Source organism: Gimesia chilikensis (assembly GCF_007744075.1).
Classification (GTDB): domain Bacteria; phylum Planctomycetota; class Planctomycetia; order Planctomycetales; family Planctomycetaceae; genus Gimesia; species Gimesia chilikensis_A.
In genome coordinates, this window is record NZ_CP036266.1 from 6,947,890 (window position 1) to 6,965,784 (window position 17,895).

The window sequence follows — 17,895 nt, forward strand, 5'->3', positions numbered from 1 at the left end:
CAGGGAGGGAGATTCTCCCTGTATGATTAACTCACCATTGTATAGAAAAGCCGGGCTCAGGCAATAATGTCCTTGACGACCTTACCCCCTTCGGTACCAGTGAGACGGAATTCCCGTTCCCCCTGCTTGAAGGTAAGCTTATCGTGCTGCAGGCCCATCTGATGCAGAATAGTGGCGTGCAGATCGCGGAAGTGAACTTTCCCTTCGATGGCCCGGGCTCCGGTCGGATCAGTCTTGCCGTAGGCCAGTCCCCGTTTGATACCACCGCCGGCCATCCAGAAAGTGAAGCCGCGGGCGTTGTGCCCGGTTCCATCTTTCTTGTTTTCCGGCACGAGGCCGGGGCGACCAAATTCGCCCCCCCAGACAACGAGTGTCTCTTCCAGCAGACCACGCTGTTCGAGATCCTCCAGCAAGGCGGCAATCGGTGCATCCGTTGATTCACAGTTGGCGGTCAGATCGGCCCTGTGGTTACTGTGTTGATCCCAACTGCCGTGATTGACTTCGATGAAACGGACTCCGGCTTCCGCGAATCGCCGTGCCAGCAGACATTGACGACCGAAGTCGGAATCTCCACAAGCTCCGACCACCTTGCCCTGACCGACACGGTAGCGTTCGAGCGTGGATTTGGTTTCGTTACTCAGATCGAGTAATTCTGGAGCAGCGACCTGCATCCGGAACCCCAGTTCCATGGACTGAATGACGGCTTCGAGGCGGGAATCGTCGGGACGACGCGTGGCGTGTTCGCGATTCATGGCCTGCACAAAATCGAGCTGACGACGTTTCACGCGGGCCGGCAGGTGATCGCTGGCGATGTTATTGATTGTCGCTTTCGACATATCAGATGTATTCAGGCCAATCGGCGTTCCTTCATAGACTGGTGGTAGAAAGGCACTCGAATAAACCGATGGTTTGCGGGGAAAGAGACTGATGAACCCGGGCACATTCTGATTCTCAGTTCCCAGCCCATATACGATCCAGGAGCCCAGGCTGGGGCGGGGTCGCAAGCGGTCGCCGGTATGCAGTTGCAGAAATGACTGGGCGTGATTTGTGATGTCCGCATACATGCCGTTGAGGACACAGAGCTTGTCGGCGTGTTTTGCGGTTTCAGGGAGGAGCTCGGAAATCCAGAGACCGCTTTCACCGTGCTGCTTAAAATCGAACACCGAGCCGGCGTGCTTCTTTTTGCCGGTCTGCGGTTTAAAATCGAATGTATCGAGCTGAGCTGGTCCGCCACTCATGCAGAGAAAGATGACCCGTTTCGCGCGAGCCGGTAGCTGAGGGGGCCGGGCGTTAAGACTGGGCGCCGTCGCAGAACTTGCTGCAAACGAATTCTGCCCGCACAAGGCTGACATGGCCAGATAGCCAAAGCCGCAGGAAGCGGATCGTAACATTTCGCGGCGCGAGATTCCGAGCATGGCAGGATTCCTTGTGTCGTCTTCTTTTCTCTTTTTGGATTTATCTTCTCAGTAGTTAATCAACGTAGCGGAATTCGTTCGTTGTCAGCAGTCCCTGACAGAGTGTGGCCCAGACTGCAACTCGCCGGAGTTCCTCTTGTGAGATTTCTGATGCGAGTGCCTGGTCTACATCATGGATCAATGCCAGAGCCCGCTCGAGCTCTCCGGAGTTTGGAGCGCGGTTCAAAGCACGGCGATAAGCCAGATGAATGCGACCGCTCTCATCGAGTTCAGAATCGGAGAGCACCTCTTTGGCAAACCAGTCTGCCTGCTCGACCAGGAATGGGCTGTTGAGCAGGAACAGGCTCTGTGTCGGCAGTGTGGATTCGTTTCTTCGGCCTACCGGTTTGGTGGAATCAGGAAGATCGAATGCAGAGAGTTCAGGGGGATCAGAATGGCGGAGCATGCAGAGGTAGATACTGCGATGATTGTGAGACAGATGCAGATTGCTGACCTTGTTGACCAGTTCATCGACGTTGGCAATCGCTGATCCCCGTGCAGGTTCCCGATTAAGCTGACCACTGGCCGCCAGAATGCTGTCGCGGAGTGATTCCGCATCCAGACGTCGACGGTTGTGTCGGCAGAGGAGGCGATTCTCTGGATCGGCATCGAGAATTTCTGCATCGCAGAACGTGCTGAGTTGATAAGTACGGCTGAGGACGATCGCGCGGATCAGCTGCTTGATCGACCAGCCTTCCGTGCGAAAGCGGGTTGCCAGATGATCGAGTAGTTCCGGGTGCGTGGGACGTTCTCCATAAACTCCGAAGTCGTCGGGCGTGCGGACCAGTGCCTGACCAAACAGATGCAGCCAGATGCGGTTGACCATCACGCGCGCTGTCTGAGGATGATCGGCGGAGGTGAGCCACTGGGCCAGTTCCAGCCGACCACTGGATTTGTCAGTAAGTTCAGGTGGTTGACCAACTTTGCAGGCCGAGAGAAAACCTCGGGGTACCTGGGGCCCCAGCTTCTTCGATTCCCCTTTGATATTGATCTTACAGTCAACAATTTTTTTCTTTTCGCGGACCCCCATTGCCAGAGCGGATCCTGCTGGATAAACGTTTTTGGGCTTCTTTTTGCGGGACTGCGCCCGTTTGTTGACAACCGGTTTCACGCCACTGTCGGGCGGTGCGACATAGTGGGTTTTGGCTTTCAGGATGTGCAGCGGTGTTTCAGGAGCCGTCAAAGGTTGATTGGCGGCATACCCCCACATGGTTTCGGTGCTGAGAAAGATACCGGCCAGGGCATAATAGTCGCTGGCGGGAATCGGATCGTGTTTGTGATCGTGGCAGCGGGCACAGGCGACGCTGAGGCCCATGACGCCGGTGCTGATGACATTGATCTGATCATCGACCACATCCATATCAAAGTTGACGTTCATTGCCTTGGCAGGTTTAGCACCGATGGCCAGGAAGCCTGTTGCGATCAGCAGACGATCCCGTTCTGCAGGAGTCCCGGCTGAAAGCAGGTCGCCGGCGATCTGTTCGGTGAGAAACTGATTGTAGGGGACATCATTATTGAAAGCCTGAATGACATAATCACGATACCGCCAGGCATGGGGGAAGGTTGGATTACGTCCCAAACCATCGTTGCCGTTGGATTCACCATAGCGGGCCACATCGAGCCAGTATCGTCCCCAGCGTTCACCGAAATGAGGTGAAGCCAGCAGTTCATCAACCAGTCGCGTTACCGCCTGTTGTCGATGTTGTTCATAATCGTTCAGAAATGTTTCTACCTGCTCCGCCGTGGGAGGGAGGCCGGTCAGATCAAAGTACAGGCGGCGGACCAGATGTACGGGTGAAGCATCGTGCGTGGGTTGTAGTTGGGCCTGTTCAATACGTGAGAGAACAAACCGATCTATGGGATCAAAGCACCAGACTTGTTGTTTCACCGACGGTGGTGAGGGATTCTTCACCGGCTGGAATGACCAGAGTTCCGGGTTCGCTGCCGCATTTTCTGCAGTAGGCTTCCGGGCGACCACCGGTTGTTCGACGCGCGGATCGGGGACACCCATTTCAACCCACTTAATGAAGTCCTGGATCACAGCTTCTGACAGCGGCTCATCCGGGGGCATCTCCAGACCGTCATAACGGAGTGCCTGAATCAGCAGACTCTCATTGGGACGTCCTTCGACAAACGCCGGACCGGATTCTCCTCCGACCCGCATCCCATCGCGGGTATCCATCCGCAGCTTTCCCCCCAGTTCTTCCGACTTTGAGGAATGGCAGGAATAACATTTTTTGACCAGGACGGGCCGAATTTTATTTTCGAAGAAGGCGCGTTCCTGTGGATGCATGTTTTTGGAGGGCTTGTTCGCACTCCAGGCAGGGATCGCGGGATAGAAAGCGATCGCAATGATCCAATAGACGGCAGTGAGCGGGGTGAGCAACTTACGCATGGCCGACGAATTCTAATCAGGTGGGATTAAGTCATACGCGACCAGGCGCGTAAAGGCAAGATTAGTGAACAAGCTTAAATCATACTTTGTTGATGCGTTTAAGTCAACAACCTTAAATATATCTTCGTCCTGTTTGAAGACGATGCCCACCATTTTTGTAAGTACAACACTGATCGCTACAGTCTATCTGATTGATGTGACCCGTGGTTTTGCTACGATGAGCGGCTGAACGGCCCTGAAATTGAGATTCAACAGAGAGTAAACCCCGTGCTGAATGAATTTGATGTTGTGATCGTCGGAGGTGGTGGCAGTGGACTGGCTGCTGCTGCACGGGCTTTGGAATTCGGTGCCCGGGTACTCGTGCTGGAGAAGCAGTCTCAGCTGGGTGGTACCACGGGGATGGCCATCGGTTCGTTTACTGGTAATGGCACCAGCCTGCAACGAGCTGCGGGGATCGAAGACAATCCCGATGATCATGAAACCGACGCTGGTCTGTTCGCGGTACCTGAGATTGAAGCACACAATTATTCTGAGTTGAGACGATTCTTTCTGGGACAGACTGCAGAGACCCTCGAGTGGCTTCACAGACTGGGGCTGCACTTTCATGGACCGAACCCCGAGCCTCCCAACCGTGTACCGCGCATGCATAATATTGTCCCGAATGCGAAGGCCTACATTGCCGCTTTCCAGACAAAGATTCTCAAGCGACAGGGAACGATTGTCTGCGATGCACCAGTGGTCGAACTGCGTCGAGAAGCGGGGCGAGTGACGGGAGTCGTCGCTGAGATTCAAGGCGAACGACAGACGATCCGAGCGCAACGGGGCGTCGTACTGGCAGCGGGCGATTATGCGAATGCCCCGGAGATCATCGGACGATTCAAGGGAGATCGTTTTCGCTCGATCGAAGGGGTGAATCCCAAAGCATGTGGCGATGGTCATCTGCTGGCAGAACAGACGGGTGCGCAACTGTTGAACATGGAGATCACCTATGGCCCGGAACTCCGTTTTGTGCCGCCCCCGGGTGATCCGTTTGAACAACTGCTGCCTACCAGCGGATTTCTGGCGCAACTGATGGGGCGACTGGTCCCCTATCTGCCTCAATTTCTGATTAACTGGCGCATCAAGCGACTGCTGTTGACGTGGCAGCATCCGGAAAATGCACTGTTTGACGATGGTGCGATCCTCGTGAATACAGTTGGGCAGCGTTTCTGCAACGAGCGAGTCTCTCCGGAGAGGGAGATTGCGATTTCGGAACAGGAGAATAAAGCGGCTTATATTCTGTTGGATGAACGCATCGCTGCCCGTTACAGCGAGTGGCCGCATTTTATTTCGACTGCGCCCAAGATCGCCTATGCGTACGTGGAAGATTATTTGAAACTGCGTCCCGATGTGAGTGCCGCTGCCGGTTCACTGGAAGAACTCGCGAAGCAACGCCAGTTAAATCCAACCCACTTACAGGATACTGTCGCCCAATTCAATGCGTATGCCTCAGGCCAGCAGGCAGATCCGTTTGGGAGAGCCGGTGATACTGAACCGCTGGCCGGAAATCGCTGGGTTTTGCTGGGACCGGCAAAAGCCTACTTCACCACAACGGAAGGGGGCGTAGCGATCAACCACGGACTGCAGGCACTGGACGAAAAAGGTGATCCGATTCCCGGCTTATACGCGATTGGCTGTAACGGCATGGGCGGACAAGTGCTGTGGGGACACGGACTGCACATCGCCTGGGCACTTACCAGTGGTCGCCTGGTGGGGGAAGCTCTGGGAAAACCATAAGCTCATTATCATAAAAGTTTTAGTGAAATGCAAAATCTTTTACTCCAGCGTCTCAAATGCCATAGTTCCTCCTATCGCATAAGCATGAGATGACCGCAGTTCCTCCAGTGATTCTGGTTCTGTTATTCCACCACCAAATTCCAGCCCCAGGTTCTCATTCAAATCAAGGACATAAATCCCGTGACTGATAACCTGCAGTGATGCTTGCTTACGATGATCTATGAGTTTCAACTCACTAACATCATTCAGACAAAGTACCGCTCTGGTCCAGCCTTCATTTTTAATGCATTCGGCATCGCGAGTCTTTAGTATGATTTTCAACTCACGCGTGGCATTATCTGAAAAGGCTAGCTGGATCGACTCGATTACGGTATCACAGAAGTTATAAAATCGATTAAGAAACGGAGCTATTTCTGCTGGTTTAACATGCTGTTTCAAAACTGATCCCCTGGAATGGTTTACTGCCCAGATGTAGTCAACCTATAACAGGTTTTCGTTTCACGTCATACAGATCAAAACCGTCCAGATGCCAGAACTTTTCCAGGCCGATTTCATCGTAGAGATCAATTTCCGATTCAAACAGTGGATAGAGCCCCTGTAGATGAATTGTTCGATCGGGCAGTTCGAATGTCGCTTCTTCCTGACTCAGAAACGATGGAGCGAATACCAGGTAGGCACTCATCTCACTTTCTTCGGAGATCGGATCGTCGATCTGAAAAATGTCACCATAAGAAAAGCGTTTTTCGTTGAAGAACGCGGAGGCGAAGAACCCGGCGGCGAAGCCCCAGCTCTGGTCCTTTGTATCCAGAGAAACAATCAATTCCGGCTTGGATCCTTCTTCCCAGTCCGGATGGGAGGCCTGTGAGAGACCACAGGTAACCGCAGTCAGAGTTCCCTCTTCGGGCAGGTTCTCAAAGTAGATCACTTTGATCTCGGGCTGATCGTCATTGGCTTGAACTTCAACGATACCATCAATCTCTCCAAAGCGTTCTTCTAATGCCTTGAGCCAGTTCGTTTCGAATGTGTCCACTTATTAATTTATCCTTGAGAGCGAGTAGTGATGGTGTTGTAGTTAGTTCAACTGGCCGGGTTATCTGATCCTGGAATGACCTGAGTCAGATCTTTACCGAGAATCGAGGGACACCAGTAGCGTTCAATATGTTCGATGATCATTTCGGTCCCCCGGGTATGGCTGACGTAAGGTTTGTCGCGGGGGTCGTAAAGGGCATCGGTCAGGTCACGACAGAGGACCACGTTTTTGTTGAGGTAACGCATCTGTCGGATCCCGAATGGTCGTCCCAGCACGCACATATTCGTATGCACGCCCATCAGCACGATATTTTTCCGCTGTTCCTGTTCCAGGAAGTTATAGATTTCCTGGCCGTTGGCACTGATGACATCATAGCCGATGATTTTGATCGCCGGATGTTCGTGTCGATCGTGATTGGGCTGGTAGGTCGGAAAAGGATCATCACAGCCCCGGATGGGACCATCGGTGCGCTTGACGGTATCGTCTACGGGGAGCGGTCCTTCTTTTTCCGGATTCAGATAACACCAGCCCTGGATTTTGACGGGGGGTTCGGCCGGTTTGGCTTCTTTGATTCGTTTGCGGTAAGGCGTATCCTCATAGAGCTGGATTCCCCCACTGGGTGCATGAATGATAGCGACGCCCCGATCGCGGGCTTTCGAGATGACGTCATTCATCCGGGGGGCCATCCGGCCGACCCGATGTGCAGCCAGCTTACAAGGATGATCGGCCCACATGTCGCAGATAATGATTGCGGTTTCGGAAGCCTTCCATTCAGCGGTTTCCATCTGAGCGGGCGCGGATTCCTCTTTCCCCCGTTTTCTCAATTCGACGGACAATACTCCCGGTACTGGCGGAATCTGGCGGGTTGCCTCAGTCGTCTCTTCCGCGAGCAAACCAGCCAGGGAAGGAGTCAGCGCACCGGCCAGGCTCCCCTGCAGAATTGATTGCAGGAACTGACGTCGCGAGCGGGGATCGGGATGTAACATCATGCCTCTTACCTCTATTCGGGGAAGTGAATACCGCTCACATTGTGCTGGGGCTGTCTGCACAATTCAATCGGAATTGATTTATTAATTCCAGATGAGCATTCCTTCGTTTTAAAGACAGGCTTTCCTTTGCTCTGTCTGCCATTCATAATAGAACAAGCTAACAGAAATCGCTCCTCTCCAGTGACGAAATTTCAGGATTTGAAAATATGCGCAATCAAATCGGATGGATGCTGCTGCTCAGTATCCTCCTGCTGTCTGTCCCTGCAATCAATGCGGCAGAGCAAGATCAGAGTCCCTCAAAACGGCTGATATTGCAGGAAGGGGATCGCATTGTCTTTATTGGTAATACGTTCGCCGACCAACTGCGGTTATATAACTACCTGGAAACGCTGCTGACGGCACAAGCGCCGGTCAGCAAACTCAGCTTTCGCAACCTGGCCTGGTCGGGCGACACACTGACGTTACAGCCTCGTCCCTTGAATTTTGGTTCGCTGGACGACCATCTCACAGCAGAGAAAGCGGATGTGATTATCGCCTGTTTTGGCATGAATGAATCGTTCGCCGGTCCGAGCGAGGTGAAAGCGTATCGCGAACACTGGGAACAGTTCCTCAAGCATCTGAAGTCCAAGAAGTATAATGGTTCCACTGCACCGCGGGTGGTGATCCTCTCTCCCATCGCCCATGAAAATATGGAACCACCTCTGCCTGATCCAGCAGACCATAACCAGAGTCTGGCTGCATACACAAAAACAATGCAGTCCGTAGCGGAAGAGCACCAGTTGCCTTTCGTCGACCTGTATCATGCGACTTCCAGGCAGATGGAAGCCAACCCTTCGCAGAAGCTGACCCATAACGGCATCCATCTCAACCAATATGGCTATTGGGCGGTGAGTCAGCTGGTTGCAGACAGCTTGCTGGCGAAGGAGGTCACAAGTCCTCAACTGGTGATCGATTTGAAATCCCAGAAGATCGAAACGACCAATGCAGAGGTCACACAGCAGAAGCTCAAGTCGGACCAGATTGAATTCACCGTCAAACCGCTGCTCCTGCCGATCCCTGCACCGCCGGAAGGAGCGATCGCAGACAGCGATCTGCTGGCCCGGCAACCTCGCCTGAGCGTTAAACAATTACCCGAGGGTAATTATCGACTGGTAGTCGGCGGAACTGTGATTGTGACGGGTAGTGCAAGCGACTGGGACCGGGGCATTGTGTTGCTGAACCTGCCGTCCCAGGTGCAGGTGGCCGATCTTCGTTCTACCATCAACCGTAAGAATGAGCTCTTCTTTTATGTGTACCGTGCACACAACGCCGAATATATTTTCGGTCGCCGCACGAAACCGTTCGGTGCCGTCTCATTTCCACCTGAGATGGAAACATTCGACGAACTGATCCAGTCTCGAGAGAAGGCGATTCAGGAACAGGCCCGACCCATCGAAGCAGCAAAATGGGAACTGATTCGAGTCGACTGATTACAAATCGACCTGACAAGACTTCCCCATCATTACTGAAACTTTTCAATTCGATATATAGAGTGACTCATGCGAAACTCAACTTATTCAGCCCGCTTCTGTCTGGGACTGATTCTGACTTCGATCTGCTTTGTGATGACACAATCCGCTTTCGCTGCGGATCAGAAACCGGCGCAACCACATGTGGTGTTTGTGGTGGGGACAACCCATTATGCTCCACAGAAAACACTGCCCGCATTCGCGAAGCGGCTAGAGCAGTATGGTTTCAAGACGACCGTGGTGCTGCCTGACGGTGATCCTGAACGAAACCAGAAAGGACTTCCGGGGCTGGAAGTACTGGAAGAAGCGGATCTAGCTGTATTTTTCATGCGGTTTCTGCAACTACCGCCGCGGCAGTTTGCACACATTCAGAACTACATCAAATCCGGAAAACCGGTGATCGGTCTGCGAACCAGCACACATGCCTTCGATTACGAAAAAGGGCATCCCCTGGAAGAGTGGAACCGGGGATTCGGTAAACGCGTTTTAGGTTCCGAATATTTTTTTCACCTCACAGGTGAAACAGTTGTGGAGCATGTGCTGGAACATCGCGATCATGACATTCTGAACGGGGTCGCAGCGAAATTTCTGGCCCCCGGTGTCCTCTATCAGGCAGATATCCCTGCAGACGCCACACCGCTCTTGACCGGTACAGGAAACTCCAAACGTAAAGGGATCTTCAAAAACCAGTTTGGCACTTATGAACTGACGGGCGAGATGAGCTGGCCGGTTGCCTGGACGTGGAAGAATGAATGGGACAGTCGTGTATTTGCCACCACACTGGGACATGAAGATTCATTTCGGCTGGACGCTTTTAATCGCTTGCTGGTCAACGCCGTGCACTGGTGCCTGGAATTGCCTGTAGGCACGACACCGGAAAAACTAGCGGTTGCGAATTCCGCTCCTAACCTGAAGCGACCTTTCGAACTGACTCAAGATCACTCACCCGAAACAGAACGCAAGACATTCCAGCTGCTACCTGGCTACGAGGTGAACCTGTTCGCTGCCGAGCCGATGCTGGTGAATCCGATTCACATGACCTGGGATCCCCAGGGACGACTGTGGGTGATCTGTTCAACCTCGTACCCACAGGTTTCTCCGGGAGAAAAACCAAACGATCAGATTGTGATTCTGGAAGACACCGACAACGATGGACAGGCAGATAAATCAACGGTGTTTGCCGACGGGCTCTATGTACCGACGGGACTGGAACTGGGTGACGGTGGCGTTTACGTTGCCAATGCACCGGACCTTTGGTTCCTGAAAGACACGAATGGAGACGGTAAAGCCGATCATCGGGAAGTGGTTCTGACGGGATTTGCTACGGAAGACAACCACCACTCCATCAGTGCCTGGCGATGGGGCCCTGGAGGCTGGCTCTACTTTCAGGAGGGGACCTTTATGCATACCCAGGTGGAGACCCCGTATGGTACGGTCCGCCTGGAAAATGGAGGCGTGTTTCAATTCCAGCCACGCACTCTCAAGCTGAAAGTCTTTGCGGACTATCGTGCTTCTAATCCCTGGGGGCACATGTTCGATGACTGGGGACAGTCATTTGTGATCGACAACCCGCGCATCTATTTCAGTGCACCACTGACCGCGAACAGTCGCGCCAAGCTGGGTTACGAGGCCAGCGGCGAAGGAACGAAGCAGTGTGGCGGTGAATTCGTAGCCAGCCGCCATTTTCCCCCGGAAGTCCAGGGAGAGATCTGGACCAATCAGTATAAAACACACGCGGTGGCACGTTATGAAGTCACCGATGATGGAGCCGGTTATTCGGTCAAAGGGCTGGAGCCGTTGCTACAGTCGAGCAGTTCATACTTCCGCCCGGTCGATCTGAAGATGGGACCGGATGGAGCCGCTTATGTGCTGGACTGGTACAATCCGCTGATTGGTCACATGCAACACAGCTTTCGGGATGAACGACGCGATACGACACATGGTCGTGTCTGGCGGGTGACCTATAAGGGACGTCCCCTGGTGGAGCGTCCTCAATTGACCGATGTCCCCCTGAAAGACGTGGTGAACCACCTGCGAGATCCAGAAAGCTTCACGCGTCAACAGGTCAGACGCGTCCTCTATGATGCGGACCAGCAACAGGCGAAAAAAGCCCTGGATGACTGGCTGCTGACACTGGCTCCCCAGGAACCGAACTATGATCATCATCGCCTGGAAGCGCTCTGGTGCTATCAGACCATTGGGGTCGTGAATGAAAAACTGCTGCGAGAGGTACTGGAAGCCCAGGATCCACGGGCCCGGGCCGCTGGACTGCGGGTGCTGCGTTACTGGTATCCCCAAGTAAAAAATCCGCTTGAGTTACTGGAAACTGCGATCCATGACGTGCATCCGCGTGTCCGCCTGGAAGCGATTCTGACCGCAGGCTATATTCCCGATCCCCGTTCAGTCACGATCGCAGTCAAGGCCATCGACGCCCCCATGGATCGCTACCTGGAACACGCGCTGAAGTTAACGATTGACGGGCTGCAGGATCAGTGGGTCAAAGCGCAGCAGGCAGGTAAGCTTCAGTTCGATAAGCCGGCACATAAAAATTATGCCTTGGCGAATCTGCTGTCGAATGAATCCATTGATGTGATTATTGATCTGCTCAATGCGGGCAGTATTGATGCTGATCTACTGAAAGGCCCCGCCCAGGTTGTCGCGGAGAAAGCCAATGCGAATCAACTGGAACCGCTGGTACTGAGTCTGGTGGAAGTCACACGCGAATACAAAACACAGGGTGGCAAAGGCATCTCTCCCGAGGCACTCAGCATCTTACTGGATGCGATGGATCGGGCTGCACGGGAACGGGGCGTCGTCCCAGAAGGCAACGTCGGTTCCATGCTCAGTCGCTCTGCGGTGGTGCCTGGTGTGCCTGTGCAAAAATCGGTAGCCCGACTGATTGGTTCCTGGAAACTGACGCGCGAAGGCAGACGCCTGCAGCGAAATCTGAATGCCGCAGATACTGACTCTGAAGTCAAACAATTGTCAGCAGAATCGCTGGGAATGCTGGGGGATGCGGGTTCGATCAAGTATCTGAAGGGGCTCGCGAATTCCGGGAAACCTGTCAACCAGCGTCTGCTGGGCGTCTATGGTCTGGCGGCACATGACCTCAAGGAGGCAGCCCGTCTGACACCAGGCATTCTGAGCCAGGATCCCAAGGACTCTGATCCCGGCTGGTTCCTGACCGCATTCACGAAACGGAAAGGGGGGCCCGAGGTTCTGGCAGAGCAGCTGAAATCGGCAAAACTGAATGCTCAAATGGCGGCCCGTATTCGCCAACATCTGATTGAGACCGGTGAAACAAATCAGGCTTTGATCGATGCTTTTGGCGGGGGAGTGATGCAGGATTCTCTGGAAGCGCAACTACTCAAAGAGAATGTACTCGATCTGGCCAGTGAAGCCCGAGAGCAGGGGAACGCCGCCCGTGGTGAGTTGATCTTCCGCCGAGCCGAACTGGCCTGCATGAAGTGTCACAGCATTTCCAATGCAGGACCTGTTCTGGGTCCGGACCTGGCAGCCATCGGTTCGAGTTCACCTCCGGACTACATAGTCGATTCATTCCTGCGTCCCTCCAAAGTGATTAAGGAATTCTACGAGAGCATCATGGTGGTCACCGATGAGGGACGCGTGATCAACGGAATTCTGGTGGTACAGGACGATTCCAAGGTGGTACTCAAAGACGCAGCCCAGCAGGGGAAGCAGGTCACGATTCCCGCAGATCAGATTGAATTTACGAAGAAGCTGCCTTCACTGATGCCCCAGGGGCTCGCGAGTAAGTTGAAAAGCCGCCAGGAATTTCTGGACCTGGTTAAATTTGTGACTGAGCTCGGACGTCCCGGTCCCTACACGACGAGTGCAGCACAGGTAGTGCGTCGCTGGCGTCTGCAGGGAGCAGACATGGCTATGACAGCGGAAAATTCTGTACAGATCAAAACACTGGCAGATTCAGGAGTTGCTGCTTACAGCATGGTAAATGGAACGCTGCCTGCGGCTGATCTGAATCTGCAAAAGCCCGTCACTCGTGCCATGGCTCTGGTTGATGTGACTCAAGCCGGGAATGTGCAGTTAAAACTGAACTCCGCGAAAGGGGTCAAGCTGTGGCTGAATGAGACGTCGGTGCCCGTATCTGAAATGACAACACTGGTTCTCCCTTCCGGACGGAGTCAGATCACGTTCGAGATCGACCGCGATGCGCGGGGAGACACTGGTCTGCGGGCAGAGTTCCTAAAAGCAGAACAACAGCCCCAGGGCCGCTTTAAAGTGGTCGGCGGTCCCTGAGGCTCGACTGTCAGGATACAAGATCAGTCCTGTTGAGCTGTCGTGCGTTTGATCCAGGCACCACAGAGTTCGGGCCAGTTGGAGACCGGGTTGTCTGAAGGTCGCAGACCGTAGCCGTGCCCCCCTTTGGCATAGAGATGCAGTTCGGCGTCGACTTTGGCGTCTTTCAGGTCACGTGTGTAATTGAATGCGCTGTCGACCAGGCGTCGGTCATCGAGAGTCTGGACGATGAATGCCGGGGGAGTCTGGTCGGTGACCTTGATCTCGGGAGCCGACTTACGTTTGTCGTCTTCCTGATAGATGTAAGCCGGGTAGATCAGAACGGTAAAATCGGGACGACAGCTGAGTTTATCGGCTGCATCAATGGGTTCATAATTCCGCTTCTCATAGTTGGTCGACAGGTTCGCTGCCAGGTGTCCGCCGGCGGAAAAGCCGAGTACACCAATCTGCTGCGGGTTAATGCCCCACTCCTGTGCTTTACTGCGCACGAGTCCTAATGCACGCTGAGCATCTTTCAGGGCCTGTTCACGCTGATTACCGGGGACCGTGTATTTGACGACCACGGCATGAATGCCGATGGAATTCAGCCATTCCGCGATTTCCGTGCCTTCCAGATCGTAAGCCAGGATGTTGTAGCCACCTCCTGGAAAAATGACGACGGCGGGGGCGTTGGGTTTGGCATTTTTGGCTTTGTAAAATTCAATTGCCGGCCGGTTCACTTTGGTAATACGAATGATATTGCTGTATTTGACTTCGTCATCGCTCTGGTCCAGCAGAGGACGATCAGGCCAGACTGCGACTTGTGCATCTGGTTTGGGAGTTTCAATGGGGGCTACGGCCAACGAACAGAGCAGAAAGGTGGACAGTAGAAAATATTTCACGATTGAGATCTCCTGTAGGAATCAACTTCAGTTGGAATCAGATATCGATCCAGAACTCACTATCATAACGGTCCCCCATAATCGGGTGTAGCTGGGCAGATTCATTTTTCTTGCGAAAAACATGTAAGTGTTGATTTGTAAAGAAATTTCAAATACCACTTGCAATTTGAGATAATCCCGCGACACTGAACTTCAGCTGACGCCATCTGTTTCATCTATTCATTTCACGACTCCGCTCCGTCATGAAAAAGCTAACCCGCCCCCGTCTGACCACGGTATTACTGATTGTGATTGCCATCCTGATCGGTGGGCTCGTGGGCGTTGGTACATTCACATTCGGCTACGCACAAGGTGCCTCTTATCTCAAAGCCGATTCCCAGTCCTGTGCGAACTGTCATGTGATGCAGGGGCACTTTGATGCCTGGCTGAAATCCTCGCATGGGAAATTCGCGGGCTGCAACGATTGCCATGCACCGCACGACGGTGTTGCCTCGAAGTATTACTGCAAGGCACGGAACGGCTTTTTCCATTCGCTGGCGTTCACAACGGGTGACTTCGAAGAGAACCTGAGGATTACCGATTACAACCGACGTGTCACTGAGCAGGCCTGTCGGAACTGCCACCAGGATCTAGTGCACCAGATCGACATCAACGCGATTGGTGAATTGCAAAACGACAAAACCGAGCGACTGGAATCCAATGCATGTATTCGCTGTCATTCCAGTGTGGGGCACGATACCTGAGTCAAATCTGATTTGAGATCCCGATTTCGTGGAACCGTATTATGAATAAGTCTAACAGACAAATCTCCCTGTCCACTCTGTTACTGGTGGCTGTTATCTCTGCAGCGCTCTGTTTTGGAGTGGTGGCTTTGCTGACGAATATTTTCGAGCGCAAGCAGGAAGCCCGTACAACAGTGATGCGGGTGGTTGAGATCGATGATAATACCACTGATCCCGCAGTCTGGGGGAAAAACTTTCCGCTGCAATACGATGACTATCTGAAAACAGCCGACATGGTACAAACCACGTATGGCGGGAGTGAGGCGATTCCGCAGGCACCGACCGATGCCGACCCGCGCGACTTTGTTTCACGGAGTAAATTAGAACGCATTCCTCAACTGAAACAGATGTGGGCCGGGTATGCCTTCTCAAAAGATTATCGCGAAAAACGAGGCCATGCCTTTATGTTGACCGATCAACTCTATACCGAACGCCAGAAAGTCGGTCAACCCGGGACCTGTATCCACTGTCACGCTTCCACATACGTCCCGATGAAGGAACTTGGAGATGGGGACATCATGGCAGGGTTTGAGAAACTCAACACCATGCCTTACATGCAGGCGAAAGATCATGTGAAGCATCCCGTTGCCTGTATCGACTGTCACGAACCGGAGACGATGGCACTGCGAATCACCCGCCCCGCGTTCATGGAAGGCATCGCTGCCTATAAAGCCTCGCAGGGAATTGAAGACTATGACGTCAATCGTGACGCCACGCGGCAGGAAATGCGGTCTTACATCTGTGGACAATGTCACGTGGAATACTATTTCAAAGGGGATAAAAAACGGCTGACCTATCCCTGGGCGAAAGGCCTCACGGTCGATGCCGCCTACGAGTATTACGAAGAAGAAAACTTCAAAGACTGGACGCACGCGGAAACAGAAGCGCCGATGCTGAAAGCTCAGCATCCGGAATTCGAGCTCTGGTCGCAGGGCATTCATTCACGGGCCGGTGTCAGTTGCGCGGATTGTCATATGGCGTATAAACGGGTGGGAGCGATGAAGATCAGCGATCATCATATTCGCAGTCCATTACTGAATGTGAATGCTTCTTGTGGCACCTGTCATAAAGCAGACGATAAAGAGCTGATTGCCCGCACGGAAATGATTCAGGCCCGTCATCAGAAACTGGTGGAGGTTGCCCTGGACAGTGTGATCGATCTGGTCAATGACATTAACGCTGCGAAGAAGAAAGGGATCTCTGCTGAGAAACTCAAGGAGGCCCAGCAGTGGCAACGTAAAGCCACCTTCTATGTCGACTATGTCGAAGCCGAGAACTCCTCTGGTTTCCATGCAGGTCAGGAGGCAGCCTGGATTCTGGGCGAGTCGATCAACTACTCCCGCAAAGGACAGAATGTGCTGCATCAGGCCGCACAGGACTGAATCACATTTCTAAATCTTATTTATCAAAATCGCACAACGCATGTTGATTGGCTGATATGTGCCGGGTACCATCGAAGGTATCCATCACTCCGCGATCAGCCCCGGCTCAGATCGCACCAGCCCTCACCTGATACCAGGAAACGATCAGCATGTACCGACTCTCGCTCTGCTTCGTGCTTGTTTTCATGCTTTCTCCACTGGCCACCGCTGGTGAATCCGCAACTCAGAAGACTCTGGAATGGAAGGCGGGGGCCGCTTCCGCAAAGATCACGCCTGACAAACCTTTAAAGATGGCAGGTTATGCGGGACGGAAAGAACCAGCAGAAGGCACCGAACAGGACCTGTATGCGAAAGCCCTCGCGGTAGAGGACCAGCAGGGGAATCGGGTGGTGTTTCTGACACTCGACCTGATCGGTGTAATCGATCGTCTGAGAAGTGATGTGACCAGCCAGGTGCAGGATAAATATAAACTCGATCCTGCAGCGCTGCTTATGAATGCTTCACACACGCATTGCGGCCCGGCCTACGGTCGCGATGACGCCCAGGAATATTACAACCAGTTGTCTACGACTCTGGTGAAAACCATTGGACAGGCGATTGAAAACCTGCAACCGGCACAGCTCAGCTGGTCTGCAGCCCGCTGTTCAGTCGCTATGAACCGCCGCACGCCAACCGCGACCGGCTATCGTAATCATCCCAATCCCGATGGACGCGTGGATCATCAGGTCCCTGTTCTGCGGGTCGATGATGCTGAGGGGAATCTGAAAGCAGTGATGTTCGGTTACGCCTGTCACAATACGACGATGGGCTTCCGCAAATGGTTGGGAGACTATGCCGGTTTCGCACAGGAATATTTTGAGAAAGATCACCCCGGCGTGACAGCCCTGTTCATGATGGGCTGCGGCGGTGACCAGAATCCATATCCCCGCAGCGAACTGCACTATGCTCAGAAACATGGACGCTCACTGGCAACCGCGGTCGAGGCAGCGTTGGAGGTCAACCAGCGGAGTCTGCTGCATCAGCACAAGCTGCATGGTCCGCTGAAAGCCGCCTTCGGCACTGTCGAACTGGAGTACCTGCCCGAGAAGAAACGAGAGCCCTGGGATTACCCGGTGCAGGTGATACAGTTTGGGAAGGATCTGACGCTGGTGGCTTTGGGTACGGAGGTCGTCGTCGACTATGCCCTGCGTATCAAACAGGAATTGTATGAGGAAGAGGGCCCCGCGATCTGGGTCGCCGGTTATTCGAACGTCTATTCCGGTTACATTCCCAGTAAACGAGTGCTGCTGGAGGGGGGCTATGAAGCGAGTCGTCCCTATAAACCCGATGTGGAAGAACGCATCATCGGAAAGGTACTCGAACTGAACGAAAGCCTGACTACCCAGGAATCAAAGTAAACCGACATCGGCCTGTTTCCTTC

12 protein-coding genes are annotated in these 17,895 nt (G+C 53.4%); 6 read left to right on the plus strand and 6 right to left on the minus strand.

The features are described from left to right. Positions 1–56: 56 nt before the first annotated feature. Positions 57–1,415 (minus strand): DUF1501 domain-containing protein, encoded by a 1,359-nt coding sequence (locus HG66A1_RS26270; RefSeq protein WP_145191267.1) that lies wholly within the window; start codon positions 1,413–1,415, stop codon positions 57–59. A gap of 55 nt (positions 1,416–1,470) precedes the next feature. Then, positions 1,471–3,849, minus strand: a complete 2,379-nt coding sequence (locus tag HG66A1_RS26275; RefSeq protein WP_145191270.1) for a PSD1 and planctomycete cytochrome C domain-containing protein — start codon at positions 3,847–3,849, stop codon at positions 1,471–1,473. Between the two features lie 267 nt (positions 3,850–4,116). Here HG66A1_RS26275 and HG66A1_RS26280 point away from each other — a divergent pair, with 267 nt between their 5' ends. Then, the gene (locus HG66A1_RS26280) at positions 4,117–5,625 is read left to right on the plus strand and encodes an FAD-dependent oxidoreductase (protein ID WP_197996819.1); all 1,509 of its coding nucleotides are present in this window, start codon (positions 4,117–4,119) and stop codon (positions 5,623–5,625) included. 39 nt (positions 5,626–5,664) lie between these two features. On the opposite strand, the gene HG66A1_RS26285 is transcribed toward HG66A1_RS26280, so the two are convergent. The 3 genes from HG66A1_RS26285 to HG66A1_RS26295 are packed head-to-tail and all read right to left on the minus strand — an operon-like array spanning position 5,665 to position 7,644. Continuing rightward, complete coding sequence (locus HG66A1_RS26285) at positions 5,665–6,063, minus strand: hypothetical protein (protein ID WP_145191276.1); 399 nt, start codon at positions 6,061–6,063, stop codon at positions 5,665–5,667. 37 nt (positions 6,064–6,100) lie between these two features. Then, positions 6,101–6,655, minus strand: coding sequence for a suppressor of fused domain protein (locus tag HG66A1_RS26290; RefSeq protein ID WP_145191278.1), 555 nt, complete (start codon positions 6,653–6,655; stop codon positions 6,101–6,103). A 47-nt stretch (positions 6,656–6,702) separates the two neighbouring features. Further along, complete coding sequence (locus tag HG66A1_RS26295) at positions 6,703–7,644, minus strand: isochorismatase family protein (protein WP_232106677.1); 942 nt, start codon at positions 7,642–7,644, stop codon at positions 6,703–6,705. Positions 7,645–7,850: 206 nt separating this feature from the next. Between HG66A1_RS26295 and HG66A1_RS26300 the strand changes: the two genes are divergently transcribed. After that, complete coding sequence (locus HG66A1_RS26300) at positions 7,851–9,113, plus strand: SGNH/GDSL hydrolase family protein (RefSeq protein ID WP_145191281.1); 1,263 nt, start codon at positions 7,851–7,853, stop codon at positions 9,111–9,113. Between the two features lie 69 nt (positions 9,114–9,182). Continuing rightward, positions 9,183–13,430, plus strand: coding sequence for a PVC-type heme-binding CxxCH protein (locus HG66A1_RS26305; RefSeq protein ID WP_145191285.1), 4,248 nt, complete (start codon positions 9,183–9,185; stop codon positions 13,428–13,430). A gap of 23 nt (positions 13,431–13,453) precedes the next feature. Here the strand turns inward: HG66A1_RS26305 and HG66A1_RS26310 are convergent, their stop codons facing one another. Next, positions 13,454–14,311 carry an alpha/beta hydrolase gene (locus tag HG66A1_RS26310; RefSeq protein WP_232106678.1) on the minus strand — a complete coding sequence of 286 codons (858 nt, stop codon included), beginning with the start codon at positions 14,309–14,311 and terminating at the stop codon, positions 13,454–13,456. 242 nt (positions 14,312–14,553) lie between these two features. Between HG66A1_RS26310 and nrfH the strand changes: the two genes are divergently transcribed. The 3 genes from nrfH (at position 14,554) to HG66A1_RS26325 (ending at position 17,872) form a co-directional block, all read left to right on the plus strand. Continuing rightward, entirely contained in the window at positions 14,554–15,054 is a 501-nt protein-coding gene (nrfH, locus tag HG66A1_RS26315; RefSeq protein WP_145191288.1) for a cytochrome c nitrite reductase small subunit, read from the plus strand. Positions 15,055–15,095: 41 nt separating this feature from the next. Next, entirely contained in the window at positions 15,096–16,475 is a 1,380-nt protein-coding gene (locus HG66A1_RS26320) for an ammonia-forming cytochrome c nitrite reductase subunit c552 (protein ID WP_145191291.1), read from the plus strand. A gap of 149 nt (positions 16,476–16,624) precedes the next feature. Beyond that, a complete protein-coding gene (locus HG66A1_RS26325) occupies positions 16,625–17,872 on the plus strand; it encodes a neutral/alkaline non-lysosomal ceramidase N-terminal domain-containing protein (protein WP_197996820.1) in 1,248 nt (415 codons plus the stop codon). The last annotated feature ends 23 nt before the right edge of the window (positions 17,873–17,895 follow it).